Genomic DNA, 11,874 nt, shown 5'->3' on the forward strand with positions numbered 1-11,874 from the left:
CGGCGTCGTGTTGCGGACGTTGTGTGATCGATCTGGCACTGGCACAGATGAATACGACGACACCGGTATCAACTTGCTGCGCGCGACCAGTCTAAGAGGTTATATGCGAGCCAATAGGGTCGAGCACTTTCAACTGCAGCACACGGCGCTCGCATCATGTCGTTCCAGAACCTACGACCCGCCATGTGCTGCCTTCGAGTAATCCCAACTGATTAAAGCTAGCCTGAGAATGCGATGTATTTGGAGAGTTCGATTTCGGCCATGATCGCACGATGAATTGCGATTAGGCCTAAGAAGAGCATTTCGTCTGGCCGGATGAGTTCGACCGCATGTAGCTTCTCTCTATATATATTGCCGCTGCGCCTCGAGACTCCTTCTAAGGTGCCGTAGTTTACGACCTGTAGATGGCTCCACATCGAGGGCTATTCCTGATGCGTGCGAGCTTGTGGAAGCAACGTCTGGCATAAAGATGAGCGGATTCATCCCACGGCGGGCGATCTTCGACGCGCGAAGCTTCTTGGTTGTGGGCCGCGAGAAGTCCAGCGTGACGCCGCGCTGTAGGTCCACAGGTCAAGATCGCGCGACACGAACTCGCTGCCTTGATCGACGCGGATCGTTGCGGGGAATCCCACTTCCTTGCAGGCCCTTTCAAGCACCTCCACGACGTCAGAAGGTGAACGGCCCAGATTGTCAGGTGTCAGACATGGTGATGTTCGGCTGATACGGAGTCGCACTCTCACGTAAGCTTCTGAGCCAGCATGAAGAATGGTCCACGGCTTTCTCAGCGCAGTGTGGCACGATTATTGAAGTCCTCCTGCTTGCTCGTTAGCAACGCTACGGGCATCGCTTAACGACAACCAATAGGAGCAGCGATGAAAATCGACCTGCCAGCCTACGGCGTAACCGAACAACCTCCGAGGAAGCAGCGGCAACTTTAGGAGGTTCGTTTTGGAAGATCTTCCTCAAGGTTACGCAAACGGTGGCCGAGGTTGTGATCATTGTTATCGGCGGACTAGTCGGAGCTAGATTTCTTCGCGGGTTTCGGCCCCCTTTGAACCGAAAGAAACTCGACCTACTGCATGCAGTGGACGGCGACCGGCACCCGTCTGAAGTCTCGATCACTGAGATCTGCTACCAATTTCGTGTCAGACGCTGCTAGCCCTCATACAATTAAACTACGATGACTGACGTGTTACTGCCTTCAGAAATGGGCTGCTTCACTGCAGAGAGCATCCTGTCGCGAGAATCAGGACGATCTTTGGTGATCTACAAGATCACTGTGTTGTCGGTCGCTGTCGCATTGGCGTCGCTGCCATTCATCACCGTGACGCTATCAGTCCAAAGTGCCGGTGCAATTCGTCCCACGATCGAGAAGACCCCTTTGATTGCACCCGTGTCCGGACGCATCTCTCGTGTCCTTGCGTTCGAGAACGATCTCGTTGCACAAGGCCGAGAGATCCTCGCTCTCGACGACAAGGTCATCGAAGAAAAAATCGGTGCGCTTTCAAATGAATTCCACTTGAAGAGTGATCGCGCGGCCGATCTCCAACTTCTTATCTCTTCCGGGGCGCAAGTGGACGCCTCCGACCGCCTGCGGACCGAGGCCGCTGCGGCCGAGCGGCTGTATTTTCTCAACATGGTGCGGGAGAACCAATATGCCCGTGACAATGCCGCGGCTGAACTCGAGCGCGCTCGACGACTCGTCGCCGTTGCTGCAGCGCCGGCAAAGGTACTCGAGGAAAAGGCTTTCGCTCTCCAGAGCCTCGAGGTGAAAGGCGAGGTCCTCGCGCGGAGCAAATTTTCCGAATGGAACCAGCAGCTTTTCGACACGAACCTCCGCCTTCAGGAACTTACAGCCAGGCCGCATGAACTCGAGAACGAACACGATCTGACCCACATTCGTGCCCCTGTGTCAGGCGCTCTCGAGCAATTCGCCGGCCTCACCCCCGGCATCTTCGTCCAGGCGGGGCAAACTGTGGGTTGGGTCTCGCCGGAGGGCGAACTGGTGGCGGAGATCTACGTTTCGCCCAAAGACATCGGCTATGTACAGCCTGGCCAGGCGGTACGGCTCCAGGTCGATGCCTTCAACTATAATCAATGGGGTGTGATTGACGCGACCGTGGTAGACGTGGCGCAGGACTTTATTATGCAGGACAAGAACCCTGTATTCAAAGTCCGCTGCGCGCTCTCTCGCAGTTACCTCGAACTCCCAAACGGGATCATTGGTCATCTGAAGAAAGGCATGACCGTGCGCGCCCGCTTTCTCGTGACCAAGCGCACTCTCCTGAAACTCCTTTACAACGAGCTCGATGATTGGCTCAACCCGCTCCTAGCGGCTCGCTAATTATTATTCTCAAGCAGGCAGTGAGCTGCCATGTCGGGTCGGATCCTCAAGTTCAAGCAGCGCGACATCACCGACTGCGGAGCTGCAAGCCTTGCTTCCGTTGCAGCTTTCTATGGCTGCAAGTTGCCACTATCGCGTATCCGCCAGTATGCCTCGACAGACCGATCGGGCACAAGCGTCTCAGGTCTTCTGCAAGCGGCCCAAAAGCTTGGCTTTATTGCCAAAGGCGTCAAAGGCGGCTTCGACAGCTTATACAAGATCCCCAAGCCCGCCATCGCGCACATGACCGTCAAGGAAGTCCTGCACCACTTCATGGTGATCCAGGCGATCGACGCGAGGTGGGTCACCGTCATGGATCCGGCGTACGGCGAAATCCGCAAGTTGTCGCATGAAGAATTCACAAGACAATGGACTGGCGTCCTAGTGCTCCTAGTCCCGGCCGAAACCTTCACACGCCGTGATGAGACCACCTCGCCTCTTCTACGCCTCGCCCGCCTGCTTGTGTCACACAAAGCGGCGCTGACGCAGGCTCTCGTTGGCGCGCTCGTAACCACCGTCCTCGGCCTCTCGACGGCCATTTACGTCCAGAAGATCGTCGATCATGTGATCACAGCGGGCAACCGCAACTTGCTCAATCTCATGAGCGTCGTAATGCTACTGATCCTGGTGCCACTGATTGTAATCAATCTCCTTAGAAACCGGCTAGTCTTGCAAACAGGGCAGAAGATCGATGTCTGCTTGATCTTAGGCTACTACAATCATATCCTAGGCCTTCCCCAAAAGTTCTTCGATAACATGCGGACGGGAGAACTCGTCTCCCGTGTGAACGACGCCGTCAAAATCAGAAGCTTTCTGAATGACGTTTCAATCACCTTATTTGTTGATGTTCTGGTGATACTCTTCTCCTTCGGGCTGATGTTCGCTTACTCATGGAAAATCGCTTTGGTCGTGGCAGGCTCCGTCCCACTGTACCTCCTTCTTTATTGGATCATGAACCGGCTGAACAGCAAGTTCGAGCGCGCCATTATGGAGAATGCCGCCGATCTGGAGGCGCAGTTGGTGGAATCGCTTGGAGCGGTCTCCACGATCAAGGCTTTTGGGATAGAGCGCTATGCCAGCCTCAAGCTGGAGACTCGCTTTGTCAAGACCCTGAACGCCGTCTACAGTTCCGGCCTCGTCTTAATCTTCGGAGACAATGCCTCGATCTTCCTCTCGATCCTGTTCACTATCGTGATGATGTGGGTCGGTGCGACGCTTGCCCTCGATCAGACCATTACGCCGGGCGAGTTACTGTCCTGCTATACGTTACTGGGCCATATCACAGGTCCGATTGCGAACCTGATCCATGCCAACAGGATTGTTCAGGACGCGATTATCGCGGCGGATCGCCTGTTCGAGGTCTTCGACCTTGAGCCGGCAGGCAGTGGCGGCATTAGTGCCACGAGGTCCGAAATTGGTGACATCCACCTGGAGAACGTCACGTTCCGCCACGGCGCGCAGCCGGAACTTTTCAAGGATCTCAGCGTCACTTTCCGGCGTAGCGAGATCACGGCGGTGGTCGGGGAAAGCGGCTCAGGCAAAAGTTCGCTTGCTGCGCTGCTGCAGAATGTCTACCCGCTCGAGGGTGGACGCATCCGCTTCGGCCCCTATGACCTCCAGGACCTTTCGATTGAATCCCTGCGCAAGATTGTTGCCGCCGTACCGCAATCGGTGGACGTGTTCTCGGGCTCAGTCATCGAGAACATCGCTCTTGGTGAGTACGAGCCCAACATCGAGAAAATCGTGCGCATCTGCGATCAAATCGGACTAAGAGAAGTGATCGAGCGCTGGCCCGGTGGCTTCCAGGCCTATCTGGGCGAGAACGGCGTACGCCCCTCCGGCGGGGAAAAGCAGCGCCTAGCGTTGGCTCGAGCTTTGTACCGGGATCCAGAGATACTAATCCTCGACGAAGCGACCGCCTCTCTCGACTCCGTCGCCGAGAGCTTTGCCCTACAGGCTGTCTGGGATCTGCGTCGGGCCGGCAAGATCATCGTCGTCATCTCCCATCGACTTAACACGATTCGCGGCGCCGATAAGATCGTCGTGTTGGACAAGGGGCGGGTTGTCGCGGAGGGGAGGCATCTTGATTTGCTGACATCTGAAGGCGCTTACGCTCGCTTGTGGCGGGCGCAAACCGGATCCGGCGAACAGATTAAGATGGGGCGCAACCCAGAGTTTTCGTGATTTTGTTATTGACCGAAGTTTGGACCACCCAGACCTAAAGTTTTGCGCCTCTGAGCGCGCTTCCCACCCAGATTGTCGCGCTATACATCTTGCGCATCAAGCGCTGCACGCGCTTGCGATTGACCTCAAGCCCCTCAGCCTTCATCATCGCGGTCATCCGCCGCGAGCCCAGGAACGGCTAGGCGGTGAACAGCTCGTCGATCGGCCGCATCAGGGCAAGGTCGTTGTCGTTGTCGTTGGCCGGCCGTGGCGGCCGGTAAATCCCAGAACGGGCGATGCCAAGCAACATGCATTGCCGGCGGATCGACAGCGTCTGGTCGGCGCGATCGAGCATTCCTCGGCGGTCCGGCGTGCTCATCTTCCGGACCTCCGCGCCTAAAAATCGCGCTCGACTGTCAGTTGTCCGATCTTGGCGTGCAGCTCCTCGATCTCGCGTTTCCTCGCTCTCGCGCCCAACACCCGCCTCAAAGGCCCGGGCCGCCTGGTCCAGCAGTTGCTCTTCCAGGCATAGATCTGGTTCGGGTGAACCTAGCGCTGGGCCAGATCGGCCACCGTCGCCTGCTCCCGCACGGCTTCCAGCGCGATCTTTGCCTTCGGTGCCGCGTCGATCTTACGTCTCGTCTTCTTCGTCATCATGCGCTCCATCTATCAAACGGAGCGGCCCTTTTCCAACTTAGCCTCTGGTCCCAAAACCGGGTCCATTTCAGTTCTCCGCGCATTCGCGCGACGATCCTCTCGCGGGTCATCGGCGATTTCACGACCATCAGCTGCGCCCACCAGCTTCTTTCCGGTAGAACCTGTTCTCGCCGGCGCATGCCTGCATGTCGGTGCGCCGGAACCCGATGGGGCGTCCGCATCGCAGCGGCCAAAGATGATCTGCTTCTGTATTCGGTCTGCTTCTGTCAATCCCTTAAGAGCGCGTGCCGCGGGTACCTTGCTTCTGTTCGTGGTCGGCAAAGCCGCCACACGATGGGATTCGGTTGAATGGTCGGTTCAAGCTCTTCCGCGTAGTCACCCGACCCGGAGGGCGGACGCCACGACAGATCATACGAACTCGACCATCCCCACGCCCCGCGACGGGCGTCTCTTGGGATGACGATGGCGTCCTTACGCCACCGCCGTCCATCGGAATTCGGTTCCATCAACCCACATTCGGTGAAGGACGACAGCCATCTTTCTGGCCAGCGCGACCTTCGCACGCTTGCTTCCTTGCCGGTGGGCAACACACCGCCCCAGGCCTTCATCGGAGACCATCGGGTTGATGGCCTGAGAACGACGTTGGCAGCTTTGAACAGGGCTGTGCGCGTCTCTCCATCTCCGACTTTTGTGATCCGTCCCACCCGATCAACCTCGCCAGATTGGTATCGCCGGGGCGTCAACCCGAGATAGGCGCCGACAGATTGGGAATGCAGAAATCGCCTGGGATCGTCCACAGTGGAGCGGAAGGTCAACGCAGAGACCGGGCCGATCCCTGGCATCGTCATCAAGAGCCGACAAGCCGGGTCACTGCGCACGGCCTTCAGAACTAGACGATGCAGTCGGGCGTACTCCCGCATCAGCGCTTCGCGTTCGGCAAGCAGTGGATTCATGATCGCCTCCAGCAAGGCGTCATCGCCGACCAACTCACGAACTCGCGTCGCGAACAGAGTCCGCGAGACGATTCCGACTTTGAGACCGAGCGGACGCAGAAGTCCGCGGATGACTTGCTCTGTGGCAGCGATGGAGCGGACGATATGCTTGCGAGCCGCGGCCAGCGTCCGCGCCCTTTGGCTGCCGATGCTCTTGACGTGAACAGGCTTGAACCATTCCGTTCTCACCACCTGCGCGATCCCACGGGCGTCATTCCGATCGGTCTTCACCGGCATGGCCGAAAGCGCCGCCTTAACTTGGCGGGCTTCCAAACTGACGGCCGGCAGCCCCAGTTCGATTAGATTTGCGGTCAGCCATTCTGACGTCGGTCCTGCCTCAAGGCCCACCCGTTCAACTTGACCAGCCCATGGTTCGAGGTACTGCACAATCGATGGCGCGTCCGCCAACGTCGTTCCCTCCCGGATAAGCTTTCCGGTCTCGTCCACCGCACATACCGCAACGGAATTCAGCGAAACATCGAGGCCGACGTAGATCATGACGTTTCTCCTTCGGATAGAGTTGGTCCATGATCGTTCAGTCAAAACGTGCCGCGCAGCAAATAGGTCAGGCGATCGGGACCGAATACCCCATCTCATCGGTCTGCATGCGGAGCACCTCATGCAGCAGCATGAGCGGTCGGCGCGCGAGCTGCTTGGACCTTCGTTCGGGACCAACCCGACATTTGCGAGGACTGGCTCAGCCGATCGACCTCGAGCGTCGTGTCACCACAGCGCTTCGAGATGTAGTCCGCCGTTTCGGGATCGTTGATCGCCGAGAAGGAGATCCAGGACGCGCTCTCGTACCACTTGCTGGTGGCGTCACGTCCGCCATAGGCCTCGCGCATCTGGCCGATCGACTGGTAGAGCATCAAGAGAGTGATGGCCTATTTGCGCCCCGCGTCGCGCGCGATTTCGAGAATGCGCAAGTAGCCGACGCGGGCGACCTCATCGAGCAAGAATAGGCTGCGGCCGGTTACTTCGCCATTGCGATTGTAGACGGCGTTGAGCAGCGAGCCGATGCTCACGCGAGCAAGACCGGCATGATTGTCCAACGTCTTCAGGTCGGGATTGATGAAGACGTCCATCCGGCCCTCCGCGAGCTCGGCCGTCGTTCACATGAGTACAAGCCCGAATCCGAGCGGCCTGGCACAACGGAAACGAGCAACGTCAGCACGATCACGTCGGTGCGCAGGAATTCACGCGCGTCCATGGCGAGAAAGTATGCCCGATTGCGCGCCAGCGCAAGCCATGCCGTCGCCAGCGCATAGCGGACCCCGGTCAGGATCGACGGCAATGCGACCGGAAGGATGATACGGCGGATCAGCTGAAGCGAGCTCAGGCCCTGGACGCGACCGAGTTTGAGCAACTTTGGATCGACCTGGCGAATACCGAGGACCTGTTGATGTAGATCGGGAAGGTGACGCCGAGGACCACAAGGAAGATTTAAGGCATCGCCGAATGCACCCATTGAACTGGTTGCGCGCCCATGCACCTTTAGCTTCGAGGGCCCCGATCCTCAGATTCCGCCTGCATTGCGCTAAGAGGCTACAGAAACAATCGAACGAGATCATCCGCTCCGTCGCTCACACGTGAAACAAGAGGTCAATCGCAGGGCAATTCTCCCGCAGCACCTCAAGCCTCCAGCAGCGCGCCATATGGCTTGGCAGCGCTTCGGCCACTATGAGCATTGCTTACCCGAGCCGTGGAGCGGTTGCGATACTCCGTCATAACTGCTCGGCCTTACCGGCATCCAGCGTCTTGGCGAGCTAGCGATAGGCCAATTCACAAGACCGGCAGCTCAACGTCATCATGAAGGCTGCGGCTCGTCATGGAAGGGGCTTTAAAAAAACCACCCTTGTTCACGCTGTCGTCTTCAGCGCCCCAGCAGAATCAAGCAGTTTGTATCCTGTTGGACTTCGATCGAATGGCTGCGCTCGAAGCGGATTGAGAACGCCCTGGAGGCGCAGCGGCACTTCGACGCGATAGTCTTCCAACCATTTGGTAGGCCGGGCTAAAGTTTTGAAGTGGTTTATCGAAGGCAGGCTAACTCTCGAAGACGCTCACGAGGCGACGACGATGGCGGTATGAGCTAACGGTGATTGAAAAGCGCATCAGGAAGCTGCGCCCCTGATCGGTGAACCTGCCGCCGCGAAGAGTGCGCGCAAATGGCGCGCCCGATTAACGCTGACTGCAGTTATGTCTTCCTGTGACGTGGACGCGCTGGCTTGCGCCGGTCAGGCGAGCTCTCCGGAGACCGCATACCTTTTGGCGGCTGAGCGAAGAATTCGGACAAATGGACGCCCAGTGTTTCGGCAAGGCGGTCGAGAAGATCAAATGGTCGGGTTCTTGGATTGCCTCACGTCGGTTAATGTCGTGAAGCAGCGGCTGCGGCTCTTGGCAGAAGGAGCCCTATCAGGTCCGCCGCATGTTGACGGAGAAAACCGCCCGCGGTGTCGCTGCGTCCATGATCTGCGCTGACGGTGAAAGCCATCAACTGCTTATTGCAAACGCGTCGCAGCAGACGTGTGTTCGTCACGACGATTGGTCACCAGTTTCAATGGAGACCTTCAGAGCGCGCGCTCACTCGTGACCTGCCTAAGCGGTAAACTTGACCCGCGCACACTCTCATTTGCGAAACGCCGCGCCATCTCACTGAGAATGATGACCGTGCCCCCGAATATATCGAATTCCAATCATAATGCCGGCAACCATGATTCCAACGTTATTTACAACTCCTATAACCTTTCCGAAAGTTCTGAAAGCATTCCAGAATTTCCCTCCTGAATGTGCCGATGCTTCTTCGGAGGTTAGTTCGGTTACGCCGTAGGCTGGCAGGTTCATCTTGGTGTCCTATTGATTATCATTTGACGATGCCCGTCAGAACGATGCTGACTCGCAAAGAAAAGCCATCAAGAATCGTGCCAATTGAAGTGGACCCCGGATTTGGGACCGGCGGCTTAGGTGGTGCGGATGCCGTTCCGTTTTGATAAACGCAGCGGATCAAGAAAAAGATGGGACAGGAGGCGCTGCGAGAACAATCAACGGTTACCGGTCTGGCGCAGCCCCACCCGACGGACATGTGAATAAGATTTATGCGTGGAAGAAGCAGCTTCAGGATCAAAAATTACCTATGTGCCGATCGGCCGGGGTTTTTTATATCAGGCTTGAGCTGGCTCCGGGAATCTGGACATGGCGCGACAAGTGGAGTTTCTGCCTGACGGCGGGCAGGATTGTCCCGCGAATCAGAAGGAGACGATGAGCAGACGAGCCCGCCGGCCGGACGCACCGGCATTCAAGGTCAAGATGGCGTTAGCGCCGATCAAGAGCGGGACGGCGCTGGCGCAGCTGACTGAGCATTTCGACGTGCCCCCGAACCAGATCAAGCAGTGGAAGTCCCAGCCTCAGGAGGGCTGAGGTATTTGGTCTCCTGGCGATAGCAACAGAACGAGCGAGCCCGCGGTGGACGTGAAAACGCTGCACGCCAAGATCGGGAGCTCACGCTGGAGAACGATTCCTAAGAAACGGCGTCGCCGAGTTCGGCTGCAAGGGCTGGAGAACAAAGCCGAATGCCTGTCAAGTCGATGCAAATTGTTGACACTCGCGTCCGTTAGCGCGTCTTGTAGGACGAGGCTCCGGGCTCGACATAGTCCATTCCGCATCACACAGCATTGTAGAACAGAACTGCGATCTTGCGGGGCCTGGCGGTCATTGCCTTGGCCTTACCGATGCGAGGAACGTCGCCTGTAAAAGGCGCCGAGCGCAGTATCGGTGTGTCGACGGTGACAGCAGCAAGGCGCAGAAGCGCCGCCGCCCGGCCGCCTGATTGGCGCGTTCGGGACGAGAGCACCTAACTCAGGCAGAAGCTCCACTTATCGACGCGGGATTGCTTTTCAGACAGCCGCGGCCAGCTCAGCTGGCCGCGATTGTAGATGCCTCTCTTTCCAGAAGGATCGCCCATGCGATCCGGGCACCCTTGCTAGCCAAGACCAGGGCCATACGGCGGATGATGCCATGCCGCTCATCCGCCGTCCACCACAAGTGCAGTAAGTAGAGTTTCTTTCAGTTCAAGGAGGCCGAAACCCGCGAAGAAATCTGGCTCCGACTAGTCCAACGATAACAATAGTCAGAACCTCAGCGAACGTTCGCGTAATATTGTGGAAGACGTCTCGAAACGAACCTCCTAAAGCTGACGCTGCTTCCTCAGGAGCTAATTCGGTTACGCCGTAGGTTAGCAGGTCGATTTTCATGGTTGCTCCTATCGGTGATCGTTAAGCGATGCCTGGTGGCGATGCTGACCAGCAAGCAGGAGGAGTTCAATAATCGTGCCAAACTGCGTTAAGAAAGCCGTGGACCATTCTTCATGCTCGCTCAAAAGCTAAGTGAGATTGCGACTCCGTGTCAGGCGAACATCATCATGTCTGACACCTGACAATCTGGGCTGCTCACCTTCCGACGTCGTGTCGCCCAGCAAAAAGTGAAGACTTGGCGCAGATACTACAATGAAGAACGGCCCCATGGCGCGATCGGCAATCGACCGCCGATTTTGCTGCACACCCTCGTCGGCGCAACCAGCCCGCCGACGTGACAGAGGCGCAAAACTCTAGTTCTGAGTGGTCCACACTTCGGTCTCGCTGCATAACAAATTCACGAAAACTCTAGGGTGCGCCCCACCTCAATCTATTTACCGGATCCGGTTTGCGCCCGCCACAATCGAGCGTAAGCGCCTTCAGATGTCAGCAAATCAAGATGCCTCCCCTCCGCGACAACCCGCCCCTTACCCAATCGGCACGCGCACGATACGGCAAGTATTTCTTCTCTGCCCTACGCTCGCCCCTACGACGGCTGAATACTTGTTGAACTAACCCGTTTCCTGCCTTTTCTATCCATCCCCGTCGCCGATCGCTTGTTGCGATTGGCATTCGACGGGGGACGATCGTGGCGAGCACTTCACTCCATTCGGAAGCGTTCTCGCGTGGCGCGCGCATGCTGCGCACCGCGCTCGGTCCTGCGATCGCGACCTTCCTCGAAGATCCCGCGATCGTTGAGGTGATGTGCATGCCGAGAAGCCGCGCGTCTCGGCCGAGCTTCCCGAGACGGCACTCGAAGGATGGAATATCCATGAGAAGGAAAACCATATCCATGCGACGATCTGCAGGCCAAGGTTCAGGGCAAAGGCAGTCTGATAAGCGATGGCGGGATCCTGCCCCGCCACAGGCCTCCATTGCGCCAGCACAATTCCCGTTGCGGATTGCAGGACAAATGCTCCGCCGATATGGAACACGTTAAGCGCAGCATTAGCGCGCCCCGCAAGTTCTTTCGGGAAGTAGGCGGCCAGGATTGCATAACGCAGCACGGTAGCTGCACCGACCACGGCCACGGCGGCCCAGAGCACGTATGATGACATCGGGCATCGCAAGACGATCGCGAACTGGATCGCGATAAATAGAAGGCGGACAATTGCAAGCAGCGCCTCGGTTCCAATTCCATAACGACGAAGCCGGTCGGCCAGAACACCCAATAGTGCTGGCGGCCGGACTGGATCGCCGCTTCCTTTTCGGCGACGGAAGTCGGGGCCATTACCACTGGCTTGAGCAGGAAGGTGACATCGGCCGGGTCGTAGCTGCCCGAGAACGGGACCTCAGTCCCCGTTGCGAGGCGAAATTCCTCGTGCACCGTCTA

General features: G+C 57.6%; 6 protein-coding genes and 8 pseudogenes. 5 read left to right on the top strand and 9 right to left on the bottom strand.

The features are described from left to right. Nucleotides 1-525: 525 nt before the first annotated feature. Nucleotides 526-719: pseudogene (locus XH80_RS03410) on the bottom strand (DDE-type integrase/transposase/recombinase); the annotation flags it as partial. A 539-nt stretch (nt 720-1,258) separates the two neighbouring features. Between XH80_RS03410 and XH80_RS03415 the strand changes: the two are divergent. Further along, the gene (locus XH80_RS03415) at nt 1,259-2,344 is read left to right on the top strand and encodes an HlyD family secretion protein (RefSeq protein WP_271597337.1); all 1,086 of its coding nucleotides are present in this window, start codon (nt 1,259-1,261) and stop codon (nt 2,342-2,344) included. A gap of 30 nt (nt 2,345-2,374) precedes the next feature. After that, nucleotides 2,375-4,567 carry a peptidase domain-containing ABC transporter gene (locus XH80_RS03420; RefSeq protein ID WP_271597338.1) on the top strand — a complete coding sequence of 731 codons (2,193 nt, stop codon included), beginning with the start codon at nt 2,375-2,377 and terminating at the stop codon, nt 4,565-4,567. Nucleotides 4,568-4,601: 34 nt separating this feature from the next. Here the strand turns inward: XH80_RS03420 and XH80_RS43840 are convergent, their stop codons facing one another. From XH80_RS43840 to XH80_RS03445, 6 genes and pseudogenes are all read right to left on the bottom strand, one after another. Next, on the bottom strand, nt 4,602-4,739 hold the full coding sequence (locus XH80_RS43840; protein WP_442869106.1) for an IS3 family transposase: 138 nt from the start codon (nt 4,737-4,739) through the stop codon (nt 4,602-4,604). Between the two features lie 6 nt (nt 4,740-4,745). Beyond that, nucleotides 4,746-4,925, bottom strand: coding sequence for a hypothetical protein (locus XH80_RS03425; RefSeq protein ID WP_271597339.1), 180 nt, complete (start codon nt 4,923-4,925; stop codon nt 4,746-4,748). A 749-nt stretch (nt 4,926-5,674) separates the two neighbouring features. Then, nucleotides 5,675-6,693, bottom strand: a pseudogene (locus XH80_RS03430) (IS110 family transposase). Nucleotides 6,694-6,787: 94 nt separating this feature from the next. Next, nucleotides 6,788-7,307, bottom strand: a pseudogene (locus tag XH80_RS03435) (type IV secretory system conjugative DNA transfer family protein); the annotation flags it as partial. Beyond that, nucleotides 7,253-7,638 (bottom strand): annotated as a pseudogene (locus XH80_RS03440) (ABC transporter permease subunit); the annotation flags it as partial. The pseudogenes XH80_RS03435 and XH80_RS03440, both read right to left, overlap by 55 nt. A gap of 1,206 nt (nt 7,639-8,844) precedes the next feature. Next, a complete protein-coding gene (locus XH80_RS03445) occupies nt 8,845-9,036 on the bottom strand; it encodes a hypothetical protein (protein ID WP_271597340.1) in 192 nt (63 codons plus the stop codon). Nucleotides 9,037-9,450: 414 nt separating this feature from the next. Here XH80_RS03445 and XH80_RS03450 point away from each other — a divergent pair. Continuing rightward, nucleotides 9,451-9,707, top strand: a pseudogene (locus XH80_RS03450) (transposase); the annotation flags it as partial. A gap of 2 nt (nt 9,708-9,709) precedes the next feature. Here XH80_RS03450 and XH80_RS43845 read toward each other — a convergent pair. Next, nucleotides 9,710-10,042, bottom strand: a pseudogene (locus XH80_RS43845) (IS110 family transposase); the annotation flags it as partial. 615 nt (nt 10,043-10,657) lie between these two features. Here XH80_RS43845 and XH80_RS03455 point away from each other — a divergent pair. Further along, nucleotides 10,658-10,780, top strand: a pseudogene (locus XH80_RS03455) (integrase core domain-containing protein); the annotation flags it as partial. Between the two features lie 350 nt (nt 10,781-11,130). Further along, nucleotides 11,131-11,265 (top strand): annotated as a pseudogene (locus tag XH80_RS03460) (P-type conjugative transfer ATPase TrbB); the annotation flags it as partial. A 93-nt stretch (nt 11,266-11,358) separates the two neighbouring features. Here the strand turns inward: XH80_RS03460 and XH80_RS03465 are convergent. Beyond that, the gene (locus XH80_RS03465) at nt 11,359-11,772 is read right to left on the bottom strand and encodes a hypothetical protein (protein WP_271597341.1); all 414 of its coding nucleotides are present in this window, start codon (nt 11,770-11,772) and stop codon (nt 11,359-11,361) included. Nucleotides 11,773-11,874 lie beyond the last annotated feature (102 nt).

It is taken from the genome of Bradyrhizobium sp. CCBAU 45384 (assembly GCF_028128665.1).
GTDB classification, from domain to species: Bacteria; Pseudomonadota; Alphaproteobacteria; order Rhizobiales; family Xanthobacteraceae; genus Bradyrhizobium; species Bradyrhizobium manausense.